Below are 19992 nucleotides of genomic sequence, written 5' to 3' on the forward strand. Positions count from 1 at the left end.
CCGGACGACCATGACGTCTTCGAAGCGAAACCGTGCCGAGGCCCTCCCGCAGGACCTCCAGGAAGCACTCCGCCGCCGACTGGCCGGACGCGGCGCCGGCGCCGACGCCACCGCCGCCCGGCAGGCCATCCCGCGCGCCGACCGCACACGGCCGCTGCCGCTGTCCTTCGCCCAGCAGCGGCTGTGGTTCCTGGACCGGCTGCGCCCCGGCGACCCGCGCTACAACAGCGCCGTGGCGCTGCGCCTCACCGGCGCCCTCGACCACACCGCCCTGTCCGCCGCACTGGAGCACGTGGTGGCGCGGCACGAGGCGCTGCGCACCACGTTCGAGGAGAACGACGGCACCCCCGCGCAGACCGTGCACCCCGCCGGTCCGCTCCCGCTGCCCGTCCGGGACCTCACGGCCGCGGACGAGACCGGGACCGACCCGGACGCGGCTTTGCTGGCCGAGTACGAGCGGCCCTTCGACCTGGAGACCGGGCCGCTGCTGCGCGCACTGCTGCTGCGGCAGGCACCCGACGCGCACGTCCTGCTGCTGACGGCCCATCACATCGTCACCGACGGCTGGTCGATGGGCGTCCTGCTGGACGAGCTGTGCACTTCCTACGACGCCCTCGCCCAGGGCGCGCGGCCCGCCCTGGCGCCGGTGGCCACGCAGTACCCCGACTTCGCCGTCTGGCAGCGTGAGCAACTGTCCGGCACCCGGCTGGAGCGCCAACTGGCGTACTGGAAGGAGACACTGTCGGGGGCGGCCGCGTCCGAGCTGCCGCTGGACCGGCCGCGCCGCGGCGAGGAGTCCGGTTCCGGCGCGGTGCACACCTTCACCGTCCCGGCGGCCACCACGGCCCGGCTCAAGCAGCTCGCTGCCGAGCAGCACACCACCCTGTTCACCGCCCTGGTCGCCGCCTGCCAGGCCCTGCTGGCCCGCTGGTCCGGGCAGGACGACATCACCGTCGGCTCGCTCACCCCCGGACGCGGCCGCACGGACCTGGAGCGGGCCGTCGGGTTCTTCGTCAACACCGTCGCGCTGCGCACCCGCGTGGAGACGGGCGGTTCCTTCCGCGCGCTGCTCGCCGCCGCCGCGGACACCGTCAACGACGCCTTCGCGCACGGCGACACACCGTTCGAGCGGCTGGTCGAGGCCGTCGGGGCGACCCGCGAGGCGGGCCGCAACCCGCTGTTCGACGTGATGGTCCTGCTGCACCCCGCGCCACCCGCGGCACCCGACCCGCACGGCCTGACCGCCTCCGCGGTCGCCGTGCCCCGGCGGGCCGCCACGTTCGACCTGAGCGTCGAGTTCGTGCCCGACGGGGACGGACTGACCGGTCTGCTGGAGTACCGCACCGACCTGTTCGACGCGGCCACCGCCGAGCGCATGGCGGACCAGTTGCTGCGCACACTGGACGGGGCCGCCGCCGATCCCGACCGGCCCCTCGGCGCCCTGCCGCTGCTCTCGCCCGAGCAGGAGCGGCAGGTGACGGGGGAGTGGAACGCCACCGCGCGCCCGGTGCCCGAGGAGACCGTGCCGGAGCTGTTCGCACGACAGGCGGCCCGCACCCCGCACGCCACCGCCCTGATCGCCGGGGAGGCCCGCCTGGACTACGCGGCGCTCGACGCGCGCGCCGACCGTCTGGCCCGTCACCTGGTGGCGCGCGGCGCGGGACCCGAGCGCCTGGTCGCCCTCGCGCTGCCGCGCACCGCCGACATGATCGTGGCGATCCTCGCCGTCTGGAAGGCCGGCGCCGGCTACCTGCCCCTGGACCCCGCGCTGCCGGAGGACCGGGTGCGGTTCCTGCTGGACGACGCGCGGCCCGCGCTGGTCCTCGACGAGGCCGCCCTGCGCGAGGCCGACGACACCGCCGGCCCCACCTCTGGCAGCGCGTTGCCCCCGCCGCACCCCGACACCACCGCCTACGTCATCTACACCTCCGGCTCCACCGGCCGCCCCAAGGGCGTTGCCGTGACGCACCGGTCCGCGGCCAACCTCCTGGCGGGTCACCGTGAGGGCTTCGTCGCCGAGGCCGGCGGCGGGCCGCTGAGGGTGGCGCTCACGGCGTCGTTCTCCTTCGACACCTCACTGGAGGGCGTGCTGCTGATGGCCGACGGCCACCCGCTGCACCTGGTCGACGAGTCGACCCGGCTGGACGCCGCCGCACTGGTCGAGTACGTCGTCGAGCACCGCATCGACTTCCTCGACCTCACCCCCACCTACCTGCGCCAGCTGCTGCCCGCCGGACTGCTCACCGACCCGCGGCACCACCCGCGCGTCCTCATGCTCGGCGGCGAGGCCGTCGGGAGCGCCCTGTGGCGGGAGCTGGCAACGCGGCGGGACGTGGCCGCCTACAACTTCTACGGGCCCACCGAGTGCACCGTCGACGCGCTGGCCTGCCGTATCGAGGGCGACGGCCGGCCGACCGTGGGCCGGCCGCTGCCCAACGTGCGCGCCTACGTCCTCGACGACCGGCTGCGGCCCGTGCCGCCCGGCATCGGCGGCGAGTTGTACCTGGCCGGCGTACAACTGGCGCGCGGTTACAGCGGGCGGCCGGGGCTGACGGCCGCACGGTTCCTGCCCGAGCCGTTCGGCCCGCCCGGCGCCCGCATGTACCGCACCGGCGACCTGGCCCGCTGGACCGCCGACGGACGCCTGGACTACCTCGGGCGCGCCGACGACCAGGTCAAGGTGCGCGGTCACCGCATCGAGCCCGGAGAGGTCGAAGCGGCCCTGACCGATGTGCCCGCGGTCGCCGCCGCCGCGGTCGTCGCCGTCACCGATCCGCACGGCCACGTCCGGCTCGCCGCCTACCTCGTCCCCGAGAACCGCGACGCGCGGCCCGCCGCGGGCGAGGTGCGGGCGGCCGTGCGGCGGGTGCTGCCCGACCACATGGTGCCCACCTCCTTCACCGTCCTGGACGCCCTGCCGATGACCGTCAGCGGCAAGGTCGACCGGCATGCCCTGCCCGCCCCCGACCTCGAGGGCGGTGAGCGCGAGCGGGAGTTCGTCGCTCCGCGCACCCCCGAGGAGGAGACCCTGGCCCGCATCTGGGCCGAAGTGCTGGGCACGCGCCGCGTGGGTGTGACGGACAACTTCTTCGAGCTGGGCGGCGACTCCATCCTCAGCATCCAGGCCGTCTCCCGCGCTCGCGCGGCCGGGCTGCACCTGACCTCGCGGGACGTCTTCCGTCACCAGACCGTCGCCGACCTCGCCGCCGCCGCGTCCGTGCGCACCGCGCACGTGCCCGCGCCCCGACGTCCGGCCGAGCAGGGCCCCGCGCCGCTGACCCCCGTACAGGAGTGGTTCTTCGCCGGCCACGGCCCGCTGCGGCACTTCAGCATGTCGATGCTGCTGGACCTGCCCCACGACCTGGACGAGGCGGCCCTGGAGCGCGCCCTGGAGGCGCTGGCCGCCCACCATCCGGCGCTGCGCACCCGTTTCGCCCGCTCGGGGGGCACCTGGCTCCAGCACCCCGGCGAGGGTCCGGCCACCGGCCTGCTCACCCGCCACGACCTCTCCCACGCCGCCGACCCGACGACAGAGCGCGAACAGGCCGCCGAGGCCGCCCGTGCCGCACTCGACCCGGAGACCGGCGCCCTGCTGCGTGCCGCCCTGCTGACCCGGTCCGGCGAGCGCCCTCAACTCTTCGTCACGGCCCACCACCTGGCGGTGGACAGCGTCTCCTGGCGCATCCTGCTCGCCGACCTCGCCGAGGCCTACCGGCAGGCGGCCGGGGGAGAGGCGGTTCGCCTGGAACCCGTCGCCACGCCGTTCACCGACTGGGCCGCGCACCTCTCGCGCCGGGTCCGCGCCGGCGAACTCGACGCCGACCTGCCGCACTGGACGGCCGAGGCCGCCGAGCCCCGCACCCCGCTGCCCGTGGACCGCCCCGGCACCCCGCTCGCCGGCTCGGTGCGCACCCTCGGCACCCGCGTGGACCGCGCCACCACCGAGGCGCTGCTGCGCCGGGTGCCCGCCGTCTACCGCACCCAGGTCAACGACGTCCTGCTCGGCGCGCTGAGCCGGGTCCTCGCCGACTGGACGGGCGCCGAGCGGGTGACCGTCCTGCTGGAGGGCCACGGCCGCGAGGACGACGCGCTGGACCTGTCCCGCACGGTGGGCTGGTTCACCGCCCAGTACCCCGTCACCCTCGCGCCCGCCGGACCGTCCGGGGCGCCCGACTGGGGCGCCACCCTCAAGGCGGTGAAGGAGCGGCTGCGGTCCGTGCCCCGGCACGGCCTGAGCCACGAGGCCCTGGCCCGCCTCGGCTCGCCCGACCCGGCCGCCCGCGCCCTGCGCGACGTGCCGCTGCCGCAGATCAGCTTCAACTACCACGGCCAGTGGGAGGCCTCCGACGGCGGGGACTTCGCCCCGGCGGGCGAGGCACCCGGCCGCGACATCGCCCCCGGCGAACCGCTGGACCACCTGCTGGACGTCTCCGCCGTGGTCACCGACGGCGAACTGCGGATCACCTGGCATTACAGCGACCAGGTGCACGACGAGAACACCGTCCGCGACCTCGCCGACCGCATGACCCGCGCGCTCACCGCGATCACCGAGCACTGCGCCCGTCCCGGCGCGGGCGGCCGCACCCCGTCCGACTTCCCGCTGGCCCGCCTCGACCAGGACCGCCTGGACCGGCTCGTGGGCGACGGCCGGGAGGTGGAGGACCTGCTGCCACTGACCCCGTTGCAGGAGGGCATGCTCTTCCACCGGCTGGTCGGCGGCCCCGACGACGTCTACGTCGACCAGGCGGGCCTGCTGCTGGACGGCGTCACCGACCCGCACGCCTTCGCCGTCGCCTGGCAGCGCGTCACCGACAACACGCCCGCCCTGCGCAGCTGCGTCGTCTGGGAGGACGTCCCGGTGCCCCTCCAGGTCGTGCGCCGCGACGTACGGGTGCCGATCACCCACCTCGACTGGCGCGGCCTGGACGAGGCGGAACACGTGGAGCGCCTGGCCCGGCTGCGGGCCGACGACCTCGCGCGGGGCATCGACCTCGCCACGGCGCCCCTGATGCGGCTGACCCTGATCCGGCTGGCCGACGCCCGGCTGCATCTGCTGTGGACCTCCCACCACCTGATCCTGGACGGCTGGAGCCTGGCCCAGGTGCTGACCGAGGTGTGCGAGGCGTACGCGGCCCTCACCGCGGGCGCCGAGCCCCGGCCGCCCCTGCGGCGCCCCTTCGGCGACTACGTGCGCTGGCTCGCCGACCAGGACCCCGACGCCGCACGCACCCACTGGCAGGGTGTCCTCGCCGCCTTCGCCGAACCCACCCCGCTGCCCGCCGACCGCCCCCTGCGCGAGGCCCACCAGGCCCGCTCCGCGGATGTGCACACGGCCGGCCTGGACCAGGAGACGTCGGCGCGCCTCGCGCGCACCGCCCGTGAGACCGGAATCACCCTCAACACGGTCGTGCAGGGCGCCTGGGCCCTCCTGCTGGCCCGCTACGCCGCCCAGGACGACATCGTGTTCGGCACCACCGTCTCCGGGCGGCCCGACGACCTGCCCGGCGTCGAGTCGATGGTCGGCATGTTCATCAACACCGTGCCCACCCGCGTCCGCGTCGACGCCGCCCTCCCCGCCGGGGCCTGGCTGCGCCGACTCCAGGACGCTCAGGCGGAGTCGAGACGATTCGCCGCCGTGTCGCTCGCCGAGCTGACCCAGCTGAGCGACGTGCCGTCCGGCAGCCCGCTCTTCCACAGCATGGTCGCCTTCGAGAACTACCCCTTCGACGAGGCCCGCACGGCCGGCTCCGGGATCCGGCTGGCCGGGGTGACCTCCCGCGACGCCACCAACTACCCGCTCGTCCTGCGCGCTTACCACGGCGAACGCCTCGGCTTCGACCTCGCCTACGACCCGGCCCTGTTCGACGCCGCGACCGTCCGCGCGCTCGCCGGCCGGCTGAGCCTGCTGCTCACCGAGCTGGCCGACGGCACCGACCGGCCGCTGCGCACCCTGGCCTGGACGACGGCCGAGGAACGGCGCCGGATCCTCACCGACTGGAACGGCACCGAGAGCGGCCGCCCCACCGAGACACTGGTCGACCTGTTCGAGGCGCAGGCCGCCCGCACCCCCGGCAACATCGCCGTCACCTGCGGAACCGAGCGTCTCGACTACGCGACCCTCGACGCCCGTGCCGGCCGCCTCGCCCACCGGCTCGCCGGACTCGGCGCCGGGCCCGAGCGGTTCGTCGCCCTCGCCCTGCCCCGCTCCACCGACCAGGTCGTGGCGATCCTGGCCGTGCTGAAGACCGGCGCGGCCTACCTGCCGATCGACCCGAACTCGCCCGCCGAACGCATCGCCCACCTCCTCGCCGACGCCGCCCCGGTGACCCTGGTGACCACCAGCGGCGCCGCGGCCCGCGTCGACGGCACCGGCGTGCCCGCCCTCCTCCTCGACGACCCGGACACGGCAGCCGACCTGGCCCGGCGCCCGGCCGGCGGACCCGCCCCGGCCCGCCGCCCCCTCCCGGAGAGCCCCGCCTACGCCATCTACACCTCCGGCTCCACCGGCCGCCCCAAGGGCGTGGTGATCCCGCACGCCAACGTGGTGCGGCTGTTCACCCGCACCCGCCCGTGGTTCGGCTTCGGCCCGGACGACGTGTGGACGCTGTTCCACTCCTACGCGTTCGACTTCTCCGTGTGGGAGCTGTGGGGCCCGCTGCTGCACGGCGGCCGGCTCGTCGTGGTGCCCGACGAGACCGCCCGCTCCCCGGAGGACTTCCTGCGGCTGCTGGCCGACGAGCGAATCACCGTCCTCAACCAGACGCCGTCCGCGTTCTACCCGCTGATCCGCGCCGACGCCGAACACCCCGGCACCGGCGACCGGCTCGCGCTGCGCACCGTGATCTTCGGCGGAGAGGCCCTGGACGTATCACGGCTCGCCGACTGGTCAGAACGCCACCCGGCCGCCCCGCGCCTGGTCAACATGTACGGCATCACCGAGACCACCGTGCACGTCACCCACGCCCCGCTCGACCCCGCCACCGCCGCGAGCGGCCCCGCCGGCCCCATCGGCGTGGCCATCCCGGACCTGAGGGTGTACGTGCTCGACGCGGACCTGGCACCCGTGCCGTCGGGGGCGACCGGTGACCTGTACGTGGCGGGGGAGGGGCTGGCCCGCGGCTACCTGGGCCGCCCCGGCCTGACCGCCACCCGTTTCCTCGCCGACCCGTTCGGCCCGGCCGGCAGCCGCATGTACCGCACCGGCGACCGGGCGAAGTGGCGGGCCGACGGCACCCTGGAGTACCTGGGCCGCGCGGACGCCCAGGTGAAGATCCGCGGCTACCGCATCGAGCCCGGCGAGATCGAGGCCGCCCTGCACACCCACCCCGGCGTCGCCGACACCGCCGTCGGCGTGTTCGAGGACACCTCCGGCACCCGCCGGCTGGTGGCGCACGTCGTCGGCTCCGGCGGCGCGACACCTCCCGCCGCCGAGCTGCGCACCCACCTGGAGCGGCTGCTGCCGGCCCACATGGTGCCCGCCGCCTACGTGCCGATGGACGCGCTGCCCCTCACCGTCAACGGCAAGCTCGACCGGCGCGCCCTGCCCGCCCCGACGGCGGACGGCTACGCCGCCGACACCGACCGGACCGCGCCGCGCACCCCCGCCGAACGGGCGGTCGCCGCCGCCTGGGCGGACGTGCTCGGGGCCGACGAGGTGCACGCCGGGGACGACTTCTTCGCGCTGGGTGGCGACTCCATCCTCGCCGTCCGCGTCACCGCCCGGCTGCGCGCCGCGTTCGGGCCCGAGGTCTCCCCGAGACTGCTGTTCACCCACAGCACGGTGGCCGCGCTCGCCGCCGAGCTGGGCGAACCGGCCGGCGACGCCTCCGCCCTCCAGGGCGACGCGATACCGGCGACCGCCCCGCAGACCCCGGCACCGCTGTCGTACGCCCAGCAGCGCCTGTGGTTCCTCGACCGGTTCGAGCCCGGCAGCACCGAGTACACGACGCTGTCCGTGCTGCGCCTGCGCGGCCCCCTCGACGAGCAGGCCCTGCACACGGCCCTGAACGGCCTCGTCGCCCGCCACGAGGCGCTGCGCACCACCTTCACCGAACAGGACGGACGGCCCCGGCAACTCGTGCACCCGCCGCACCCGGTCCACATCACCGTGGACGACCTCACCACCGCCCCCGACCCCCGGCTCGCGCTGGAGGAACTGCTGGAGCGCGAGGCCGCCACGCCCTTCGACCTGGCGGCCGGGCCGCTGCTGCGCGCCCGGCTGGCCCGCACGGCGGCCGGCGAACACGTGCTGGCCCTCGCCCTCCACCACATCGTGACCGACGGCTGGTCGCTCGGCGTCCTCGGCCGGGACCTGGGCGAGCTGTACGCGGCGGCCCGCGAAAGCCGCCACCCCGAACTTCCCGAGCTGCCCGTCCGGTACGCCGACCACGCCGCCTGGCAGCGTGCCCGCACCGAACAGGCCGGGCGGCAACTCGCCCACTGGCGCGAGAAGCTGGACGGGGTACCGCCACTGGAGCTGCCGACCGACCGGCCGCGACCCGCCGAACGCACCCGCGACGGCGCACTGGTCACCTTCGCCCTGCCCGCCGAACTGACCGACCGGCTGCGCGAGCAGGGCCGGGAGGCGGACGCCACCCTGTACATGACCCTGCTCACCGCGTGCACGGCCCTGCTGTCCCGCTGGGCCGACCAGGACGACTTCGCCGTCGGCACCGTCACCGCCGGCCGCGAGCGTCCCGAACTGCACGACGTCGTCGGCATGTTCGTCAACACCCTCGTGCTGCGCAACCAGGTGCGCCCCGGCATGTCGTTCCGCGCCCTGCTGGAGCGGGTGCGTGAAGCCGTCCTGGACGCGTTCGCCCACCAGGACGTGCCCTTCGAACAGCTGGTGGACGCCCTCCAGCCCGAACGGGACACCAGCCGCACCCCCCTGTTCCAGGTCATGGTCGCCCTGCACAACCTCGGCGCTGAAGTACCCGCCCTGCCGGGCCTGGACGCCGAACCGGTCCTGCCGCCGGTCCGACACGCCACCTTCGACCTGGCCTTCGACTTCGTGGAGAGCGACGGCGGCGTCACCGGCCACCTGGAGTACAACACCGGCCTGTTCGACGAGGACACCGTCCGCCGTCTGGCCGCCCGCCTGCGACTGCTGCTGGAATCGGCGGTGCGGGACCCGGACCGGGACGTACGGGCGCTGGAGCTGATGACCCCCGACGAACGGCGGCGGGTGCTGCACGACGGGCAGGGACCGCCTCTCACCGTCCCGGACACCACCTTCCCCGCCTTGTTCGAGGCACAGGCCGCCCGCACCCCGCACGTCACCGCGCTGGTGGCCCGGGACGCCACCCTCGACTTCGCCGCCCTGAACGAGCGCGCGAACCGGCTCGCCCACCACCTGCTGGCCCGGGGCGCCGGCCCCGAGCGGGTGGTCGCCGTACGGCTGCCGCGCACCTCCGGCCTGATGGTCGCGGTCCTCGCCGTCGCCAAGGCGGGCGGCACCCTGCTGTACCTCGACCCCGACCTGCCCGCCGAACGCGCCGCCGGGCTCCTCGCGGACGCCGCCCCGCACACCGTGCTCACCGCCGAGGCGCTGCGCGACACACCGTGGGACCGGCTGCCCGCCCACAACCCCACCGACCACGACCGCCCGGCCCCGCTGCGCCCGGACCACGCCGCCTACGTCGTCTACACCTCCGGCTCCACCGGCCGCCCCAAGGGCGTCGTCGTGGAACACCGCCACCTGGCCAACCTCTGCCACGACCACCGTGAAGGGCTCATCGCCCCGCACACCGCGGACGGACGGCGACTGCGCGCCGCGCTCAGCGCCTCGTTCTCCTTCGACACCTCCTGGGAGGGGCCGCTGCTGCTCGCCCTCGGCCAGGAGGTCCACCTCGTCGACGAAGACGTACGCCTGGACCCCGAGGCGTTCTGCGCACAGATCACCGAACGACGCCTGGACCTGGTCAACGTCACCCCGTCCTTCCTGCGCGAACTCCTCGCCGCGGGACTCCTCGCATCCGGCCGCCACCACCCGCGCGTCCTGCTCGTCGGCGGCGAGGCGACGGGCCCCGACACCTGGCGCGAGCTGTGCGCCGCCGCCGCACTGGGCGTCACCGCCTACAACATGTACGGCCCCACCGAGTGCACCGTCGACGCCACCTACGGGCGCGTCGCCGACCACCCCGACCGGCCGGTCATCGGACGGCCCGGCGGCAACCTGAGCGCCTACGTCCTCGACGGCGCCCTGCGCCCGGTGCCGCCCGGCACACCGGGCGAGCTGTACCTGGCCGGCGCGCAGGTGGCCCGCGGCTACCTGAACCGCCCAGGCCTGACCGCCGCGCGTTTCCTCGCCGACCCGTTCGGCGCGCCCGGGGAGCGGATGTACCGCACCGGCGACCGCGCCCGCCGCGACGAGCGGGGACTGCTGGAGTTCCTGGGCCGTGCCGACGAGCAGATCAAGATCCGCGGGTTCCGTGTCGAGCCCGGCGAGGTCGAAGCCGCGCTGCTCGCCCACCCGGACGTGGCCGAGGCCGTCGTGACGGCACGCGAGCACGCGGGCCGGCTCATGCTCGTCGCCCACCTCGTGCCCGCCGGGAACACCGTCCCGGCCGCCGACGAACTGCGCCTCACACTGCGGCGCACCCTGCCCGACCACATGGTGCCGGCGGCGTTCGTGCCCCTGACCCGGATCCCGCGCACCGCCGGCGGCAAGACCGACCGGCGGGCCCTGCCCGCCCCGCCCGCGCAACCCGAACCCGACGCCGCATACGTGGCACCACGCCCCGGCCCCGAGGAGACGCTGGCCGCGATCTGGGCCGACGTCCTGCGAGTCGAACGAGTGGGCGCACGCGACAACTTCTTCACGCTCGGCGGCGACTCCATCCTCAGCATCCAGATCGTCTCCCGGGCCCGTCAGGCCGGACTGGCACTGACCACCAAGGACGTCTTCCGCCACCAGACCGTCGCCGAACTCGCCCTGCGGGTCACCGAGTCGGCGCCGGTCACGGCCGACACGGCCGCCCCCGCCGAGGCACCGCTCGCGCCCATCCAGCGCTGGTACCTCGACGGCCGCTCCCCCGGCGACCCGCTGCGCTTCACCATGTCGCAGCGCCTCGAACTGGCCCCCGGAACCGACCTGTCCGCCCTGCGTCACGCCGTGGACGCCCTCGTACGCCACCACCCGGCGCTGCGCACCCGCTTCCGCCGCACCGAACACGAGTGGCGCCAGGAAATCCTGCCCGACGTCCCGGACGGCGTTGTCACCCAGCACGACGTGACCGGCCTGGACGGCCCCGCCCTGGAGGCCGAGACGGCCCGCCTCGCGGACGAGGCCCGCGCCGCCCTCGCCCCCGCCGAGGGCCGGGTGACGCGCGTCCTGATCCTCGACCGCGGCCCGCAACTGCCCGCCCACCTGCTGTTCACCGTCCACCACCTGGTCGTCGACGGCGTCTCCTGGCGGATCCTGCTGGCCGACCTGGAGACCGCCCACCGGCAGGCCGCCGCCGGGCACCCCGTCGAGCTGCCCCCGGCCACCACCGCGTACGGCCACTGGGCGGCCCGGCTGGAGGCCCACACCCGCTCCGGCGCCCTGGACGGCGACCTGGACCACTGGCGGCGCACCACGCAGGCCCCCGCCGACCTGCCCGCGGAACGGCCCGGCCCGAACACCCACGGCACCGCCGCCACGGTCACCGTGGAACTGGAGCCGGAGACCACCCAGGCCCTGCTGCGGCACGTTCCGGAGGCCTACCGCACCCAGGTCAACGACGTCCTCCTCAGCGCCCTCGGCCGCACCCTGGCCCGCTGGTGCGGGCGCGAGAGCGTGCTCGTGGGCGTGGAGGGCCACGGCCGCGAGGACCTCTTCGACGACCTGGACCTGTCGCGGACGGTCGGCTGGTTCACCGCGGAGTTCCCCCTCGCGCTGACCGTCGCCCCCGACGCCGGCTGGCACGACACCCTGCGCTCGGTCAAGGAACAACTGCGCGCGGTGCCCCTGCGCGGCCTGAGCCACGGCGCGCTGCGCCACCTCCTGCCCGGCAGCCCACTGGCCGACGCACCGGCACCGCGGATCGGCTTCAACTACCACGGCCGGTGGGACACCGACGGCGGCGGCAGCGGCCTGTACGGCGCCGCCCTGCCACCGGCCGGCTCCGACACCGACCCCGACGCCCCCCGGCCCTACCTGCTGGACATCACCGGCGTGGTCCAGGACGGCGGGCTCGAACTCGGCTGGACCTATCCACCGGCCGTCTACGACGAGTCCACCGTCCGTGCGCTCGCCGAGGAGATGTGCGCGGCGCTGCGCGAGATCGCCGCCCACTGCGCCCGCCCGGACGCGGGTGGACGCACCCCGTCGGACTTTCCGCTCGCCGGGCTCGGCCAGAGGGAACTGGACCGCCTCGTGGGCGACGGCCGGCACGTGGCCGACGTCCTGCCGCTGACACCGCTGCAGGCCGGCATGCTCTTCCACGGCCTGGTGGACACGGCGGGCGCCTACTCCGACCGGGTGGCCGTCCGCCTGTCCGGGGTGACCGAACCGCACGTCTTCGCCACCGCCTGGCAGCAGGTCGCCGACCGCACGGAGGCCCTGCGCACCAGCGTCCACTGGCAAGGCCTGCCGCACCCCGTGCAGGTCGTGCACCGGCGCGTGGAGCTGCCCGTCACCCACCTGGACCGGCGACGCCTGACGCCCGAGCAGCGTGCGGCGGCCACCGAGGAACTGCTGGCCGCCGACCGCGCGGCGGGCATGGATCTGACCACCGCGCCGCTCACCCGCATCACCCTGGCCACGCTGCCCGGAGACGAGATCCTGCTGCTGTGGTCCTCCCACCACCTGATCCTGGACGGCTGGAGCACCGGGCAACTGCTCACCGAGGTCTGCGAGCGCTACGCCGCGCTCACCGGCGGCCGAGCGGCCCCCGCGCCGGTCCGGCGCCCGTTCGCCGACTTCCTGCGCTGGCTGCACGACCAGGACGAGAACGCCGCCGAGGCCCACTGGTCCGCCGCCCTCGCCGGGTTCCCCGCCCGCACCCCGCTGCCCTACGACCGCACACCGGCCGAGGAACACCGCGCCCGCGCCGCCGCCCTGGCGCACCGGCAGCTGGACGAGCACCTGTCGGCGCGGTTGCGGCAGACCGCCGCCCGGGCCGGGCTGACGGTGAACACCGTGATCGAGGGTGCCTGGGCGCTGCTGCTGGCCCGCCACAGCGGCCGCGACGACGTCGTGTTCGGCACCACCGTCTCCGGACGCCCGGCCGAACTGCCCGGTGTGGAGTCGATGATCGGCATGTTCATCAACACCGTGCCCACCCGCATCCGGGTCCCGAGCGGGGGAGCGGCGTCCTGGCTGCGGGAGGTGCAGGAGCGGCAGAGCGACACCCGGCGCTTCGACTTCCTCGCCCTGCCCCGCATCCAGGCGCTGTGCGAGACACCGGCAGGCGAGGCGTTGTTCGACAGCATGGTGGTGTTCGAGAACTACCCCGTCGACGAGTCCGCCACGGGCCGCACGGGCGTGCGGGTCGAGGAGGCACACGCCGAGGACGCGCCCACCTTCCCGCTGTGCCTGCGCGCCCACCTCGGCGACCGCCTCGGCATCGACCTCGCCTACGACGCCGGACTGTTCGACGCGGACACGGCCGAACGCCTCACGGACCGCCTCACGGTCGTCCTGCGCGCCCTCTCCGACGCCCTGGAGACCGACGCCGACGTCACCGCCCTGGAACCGCTGACCCAGGACGACCGTGCCCTGCTGCAGCGGTGGAACACCACCGCCCGGAGCGCGGTGCCGCGCAGCCCCGTCGACCTGTTCACCGAGCAGGCCCGCCGCACCCCCGAAGCGCCCGCGCTGCGCGACGGTGACACGGAGCTGACCTACCGCCACCTCGACGACTGGTCCGACGCCGTGGCCTCCCGCCTTCTCGCCGACGGACTGCGGGCCGAGGACCGGGTGGCGCTGCTGATGGACCGCGGCACCGAACTCGTCGTCGCCCAGCTCGCCGTCCTCAAGGCGGGCGGCGCCTACGTGCCCGTGGACGCCCGCGCCCCCGAGGACCGGCGCCGCACACTGATCCGACGGGCGGGCGCGACGGCCCGGTTGACCGCCGAGGGCGTCGCCGCCACGCGCACCCCCGTGCCGGGCGCGCCCGTCGCCGTACCCGCGGATCCCGAGCGGCTCGCGTACGTCATGTTCACCTCCGGGTCGACCGGCGAACCCAAAGCGGTCGCGGTACGCCACCGGGACGTGGCCGCCCTCGCCACCGACAGCCGCTTCACCGGCGGGGTGTGCGAGCGGGTGCTGCTGCACTCCCCGGTGGCCTTCGACGCCGCCACCTTCGAGGTGTGGGCGCCCCTGCTCACCGGCGGCTGCGTCGTCGTGGCGCCCGAGCGGCCGCTGGACGCGGCACTGCTGCGGCACCTGGTCCGTGACACCCGTCTGAGCGCTCTGTGGCTGACCGCCGGCCTCTTCCGTCTGCTGGCCCAGGACGCACCGGACTGCTTCACCGGTCTGCGCCAGGTGTGGACCGGCGGCGACGTCGTGCCCGCCGCGGCCGTCCGCCGCGTCCTGGCGGCCTGCCCCGGCCTGACCGTCGTGGACGGCTACGGGCCCACCGAGACGACGACGTTCGCGACGTCCTTCGCGCTCCGTGACGCGACCGCCGTCCCCGACACCGTGCCCATCGGCCACCCGCTCGACGACCTTCGCGTGCACGTCCTCGATCGCAGGCTGCGGCCGGTGCCGCCGGGCTGCGCCGGCGAGCTGTACATCGCCGGCGAGGGCGTGGCACGCGGCTACCTGGGCCGTCCCGGCGACACCGCCGCCCGCTTCCTCGCCGACCCGGCCGGCCCGCCCGGCACCCGCATGTACCGCACCGGCGACCTGGCCCGCCGCCGCCCCGACGGCACCGTGGAGTTCCTTGGCCGCGCCGACGACCAGGTGAAGATCCGCGGCTTCCGCGTCGAACCCGGCGAGGTCGAGGCGATTCTCGCGGCGCACCCCTGCGTCACCGACGTGACGGTCCTGGCCCGCGAGGACCGGCCCGGCAGCCACCGCCTGGTGGCCTACGTGGTCGGCACCGAAGACGTGACGGCCCTGCGGGAGTTCGCCCGGCGCTCACTGCCGGACTACCTCGTCCCGTCGGCGTTCGTCGTCCTGCCCGCGCTGCCGCTCAGCCGCAACGGCAAGGTCGACCGGGCCTCCCTCCCCGCGCCCCGGCCCACGAGCGGCGACCCGCAGGGCGCTCCGGCCGAACCGCGCACCGACGCCGAGCGGCGCACGGTGGAGATCTTCGCCGACGTCCTCTCCGGGCCGCGCCCCGGCGTGCGGGACGACTTCTTCCAGCTGGGCGGCGACTCCATCCTCAGCATCCGGCTGGCCGTCCGTCTGTCGGAGGCGTTCGGCACCGACCTGTCCCCGCGTGCGGTGTTCACCCACCCCACCCCCGCCGCCCTCGCCGCCCTGCTCACCGAGGAACGCCCCGGTGACTCCACACCCACCGCGATCGTCCCGGTCTCCCGTGACACGCCCGCCCCGATGTCGTACGCCCAGCAGCGCCTGTGGTTCCTGGAGGAGTTCGCGCCGGGCAGCGGAGAGTACGTCACCGCGCTGGCCCTGCGGCTGCGCGGCCGGCTCGACGTGCCCGCCCTCACCGCGGCCCTGCGCGCCCTGGTCGTGCGGCACGAGGCGCTGCGCACCACCTTCGACGCGGTGGACGGCCGCGGCGTGCAGATCGTCCACCCCGCGCGGGAGGTGCCCTTGACGCTGCACGACCTGTCGGGGGAGGCCGATCCCGACCGGGTGGGGGAGCGGCTCGCGGACCTGCTGGAGGCCGAACGCGCCCGCACCTTCGACCTGCGGCGCGGTCCGCTCCTGCATACGGGACTGATCAGGCTCGCGGACGACGAGCACGTCCTGACGCTGACCCTGCACCACATCGTCACCGACGGCTGGTCCACGGGCGTGCTCACCGGAGACCTCGCCCACTTCTACCGCGCCGAACTCGGTGTGGAGGCAGGTGCGTTGCGGCCGCTGCCGGTGCAGTACGCCGACTACGCCCACTGGCAGCGCGGGCACGGCACGGACGTCCACCTCGCGTACTGGAAGGAGCACCTGGCCGGGCTGGAGACGCTCGACCTGCCCACCGACCGGCCCCGTCCGGCGGTGCGCACCCACCACGGCGCCACGGTCCGCCTCGTCCTGCCCGGCGACACGACCCGCCGCCTCGTCAGGGTGGGCCGGGACCGGCAGGCCACCCTCTTCACCACGCTCGTCGCCGCCGCCCAGGCCTACCTGGCCCGGCTGACCGGCGGTGAGGACATCACCGTCGGCACGGTCACCTCCGGCCGCGACCGCGCCGAGACGCAGCACCTCGTCGGGTTCTTCGTCAACACCCTCGTCCTGCGCTCCCGCGTCGAACCCGGCCGCCCCTTCCCCGAGTTCCTCAGCGAGGTCCGCGGCACGGTCCTCGACGCCTTCGGCCACCAGGAGGCGCCGTTCGAGCAGGTGGTGGACGAGGTGCAGCCGGTCCGCGACACCAGCCGCACCCCGCTGTTCCAGGTCATGGTGGTCCTCCAGAACGCCCCGGCCGCCGCCCTCGACCTACCCGGCATCGAGGTCACCGACGTCGACACCGAGCTGCGGCACGCCGCGTTCGACCTCACCCTGGAGTTCGCCGAGACCGGCACCGGGGAACTGCACGGCGTGCTCACCTACAACACCGACCTTTTCGACGCGGCCACCGCCGAGCGCATGGCCGACCAGCTCGCCACCCTCCTGACCGCCGTCGCCGACGACCCCGACCGGCCTCTGGGCGCCCTGCCCCTCGCCACCGACGAGACGCTCAAGGCCGTTCTCGACCAGGGCCGCGGTACCGCCCGCCCGGTCCCGGCGGCGACCCTGCCCGAGCTGTTCGAACGACAGGCCGCCCGCACCCCCGACGCCGTCGCCGTGGCCGACGCCGACGGCCGCGAGCTGACCTACGCGCACGTCGAACGCGCCGCCAACCGGCTGGCACACCGCCTCATCGCCCGGGGCGTGGGACCCGAGCGGATCGTGGCGCTGGCCCTGCCGCGCAGCGCCGAGACGGTCGTGGCGCAGCTCGCCGTCACCAAGGCCGGCGGCGCTTTCCTGCCGGTCGACCCGGACTATCCGCAGCAGCGCCGGGAGTTCATGCTGCGCGACGCGGCCGCCTGCCTCGTCCTGGACGACCCCGCCGCCGTTTGGGACGTGGACGGCCCGGACACCGCCCCCACGGACGCCGACCGGATGGCCGCGCTGACCGTCGACCACCCGGCGTACGTGATCTACACGTCCGGTTCCACGGGCACGCCGAAGGGTGTGGCGGTGCCGCACCGCGGCCTCGCCGCCTTCGCCGCGGCAGCCGCCGACCGCTACGACGCGGGCCCGGGCGACCGGATCCTCCAATTCGCCTCACCCAGCTTCGACGCCTCCGTACTGGAGCTGTGCGTATCCCTGCTCAGCGGAGCCACCCTGGTCACGGGGGAGGAGGGCCCCCTCGTCGGCGAGCGCCTCGCCCAGGCCCTCGCCGAGCGGCGCGTCAGCCACACGCTGATCCCGCCCGCCGCCCTGGCGACGGTCGAGCCCGCCACCGCCGACGCCCTGCCGGACCTGCGCACCCTCATCGTCGGTGCCGAGGCCTGCCCCGCCCACCTCGTCGAACGGTGGGCCCCCGGCCGACGGATGATCAACTCGTACGGCCCGACCGAGGCCACCGTCGTCGCCACCTGGACCGGCCCGCTCGCCCCGGGCACGGGCGCCCCGCCCATCGGACGCCCGGCCGGCGCCACCCGCGTCCACGTCCTCGACGCCGCCCTGCGCCCCGTCCCGCCCGGCGTGACCGGCGAACTCCACGTATCCGGACCCGGACTGGCCCGCGGCTACCTCGACCGGCCCGGCCTGACCGCGTCCCGCTTCGTCGCAGACCCGTTCGGCGCCCCCGGAGAGCGCATGTACCGCACCGGAGACCTGGCGCGCTGGGACGTGAACGGCGAACTGCGCTTCGCCGGACGCGCCGACGACCAGGTCAAACTGCGTGGCTTCCGCATCGAACCCGGAGAGATCGAGAGCGCGCTGCGCACCAGCCCGCTCGTGCGCGACGCGGTGGTCACCGTACGCGGCGGCAGCGACCCCGACGGCCGCTCCGGCGGACGGCTGGTCGCCCACGTCGTCCCCGCCGAGGGCTCCCCGGAGGCACTCCCGGGACCCGAGCTGCGCGACCACCTCGCCGGGCTGCTCCCGCCGCACATGATCCCCTCGGCGTTCGTGCCGCTGGCACACCTGCCGCTCACTCCGAACGGCAAGACCGACCGGGGCGCGCTGCCCGAACCCGGCCCCACCCACACCGCCACGGGGCCGCATACACCACCGCGCACCGACACCGAGCGACGCATCGCCCGCATCTGGGCCGACGTCCTCGGTGTGGACGACGTGGGGGCGCACGACAACTTCTTCCATCTCGGCGGCGACTCCATCCTCAGCATGCAGGTCGTCTCACGACTGCGACGCGACGGACTGCACCTGACCACCCGTGACCTGTTCACCCATCAGACCGTCGCCGAGCTGGCCGACGTCGTCACCACCGCGCCCCGGCACTCCCGGGACGAAGCGGTGAGCGGAGAAGTACCGCTCACCCCCATCCAGCACTGGTTCCTGACCGGCCCGCGCGCCGGCCACGCCCACTTCAACCAGTCCCTGCTGGTGGAACTCGCCCCCGGCGTCGACGCCACCACCCTGGAAACGGCCCTCAACGCCCTGCTCGACCACCACGACGCCCTGCGCATGCGCTTCACCGTGGACCGGGACGGCTGGCGCCAGTTCAACCCGCCGGCGACCGACACCGACCGCGACCGGCTCCTGACCCGCCACGACCTCAGCGGACTGACCTCCACCGAGGCCGACGCGGCGATGGAGGAGACCGCCGACGACCTGCACACCGGCTTCGACCTGACACGCGGCCCGCTGCTGCGGGCGGCCTTGTTCACCGGCGCCGCCGACCGGCCCGCCTTCCTCCTCCTGGTCGCCCATCACCTCGTCGTGGACGCCGTCTCCTGGCGCATCCTGCGCGACGACCTGGAGGCCGCCTACCGGCAGACCGCGCAGGGCGACCCCGTGACGCTGGGCCAACGCACCACCTCTTTCCGCGACTGGGCCCGAGGCCTCGCCGCGCACGTCGCGGCCGGTGCCCTCGACCACGAACTGCCGTACTGGGAACGCGCGGTGAACGCCGAGCCACTCCCGGCCGAGACACCGGCCGGGCCGGAGACGAGCGCCGTGGACACACTCACCGTCGAACTGAACGAGGCGGACACCGAAGCGCTCCTGCGCGCAGCGCCGACCGCCTACCGCACCCGCGTCAACGACGTGCTGCTCGCCGCCCTCGCCCTCGCCCTGGCCCGCTGGACCGGCCGTGAGGAGGTCCGCCTCGACCTGGAGGGACACGGCCGCGAGGACGTCCTCGACGACGTCGACCTGACGCGCACGGTCGGCTGGTTCACCACCGTCCACCCCGTCGCCCTCCAGGTCCCCGAACCCGCCGATCTCGACCCCGGCCGCGACTGGCGGACCCTGGTGAAGTCGGTACGCCGCCAGCTGCGCGCCGTGCCCGGCAACGGCCTCGGCTTCGGCGCGCTGCGCACCTTCGGCCCGCCCGAGGTGCGCGAGCGCCTCGGCCGCGCCGCGCACGGACAGGTCGTCTTCAACTACCTCGGACAGTGGGATGCCCGCCCCGAGCAGGCCGGCGACGGCCTGGTGCGCGCCGAACACGGCTCGTTCGGCCGCCACCACGACCCGCGCGACAGTGGCTCCCACCCGCTGGAGATCGTCGGCGCGGTCCAGCGCGGCCGGCTGTCCTTCACCTGGCACCACCGGCCCGCCCTGCACGCCACCGACACCGTGCGGCGGGTCGCCGAGGACTTCGCCCGGGCGCTGCGCCACATCGCCCACCACGCCCGCGACCGCCGGTGACGCCCCGCCCCGTGGGCCGAGCCCCACCGCCGGCACCGCCCGACCGACCCGTA

1 protein-coding gene is annotated in these 19992 nt (G+C 75.2%); it reads left to right on the top strand.

The window, feature by feature from the left end:
- Positions 1-10 precede the first annotated feature (10 nt).
- On the top strand, positions 11-19939 hold the full coding sequence (locus tag QNO09_RS15570) for a non-ribosomal peptide synthase/polyketide synthase (RefSeq protein WP_283970771.1): 19929 nt from the start codon (positions 11-13) through the stop codon (positions 19937-19939).
- The last annotated feature ends 53 nt before the right edge of the window (positions 19940-19992 follow it).

Source organism: Streptomyces sp. 378 (assembly GCF_030124145.1).
Taxonomy (GTDB): Bacteria; Actinomycetota; Actinomycetes; order Streptomycetales; family Streptomycetaceae; genus Streptomyces.

What these genes read in the sequence shown, in the direction of transcription:
- QNO09_RS15570 (WP_283970771.1), top strand. Translation starts at nt 11, where the DNA reads ATGACGTCTTCGAAGCGAAACCGTGCCGAGGCCCTCCCGCAGGACCTC.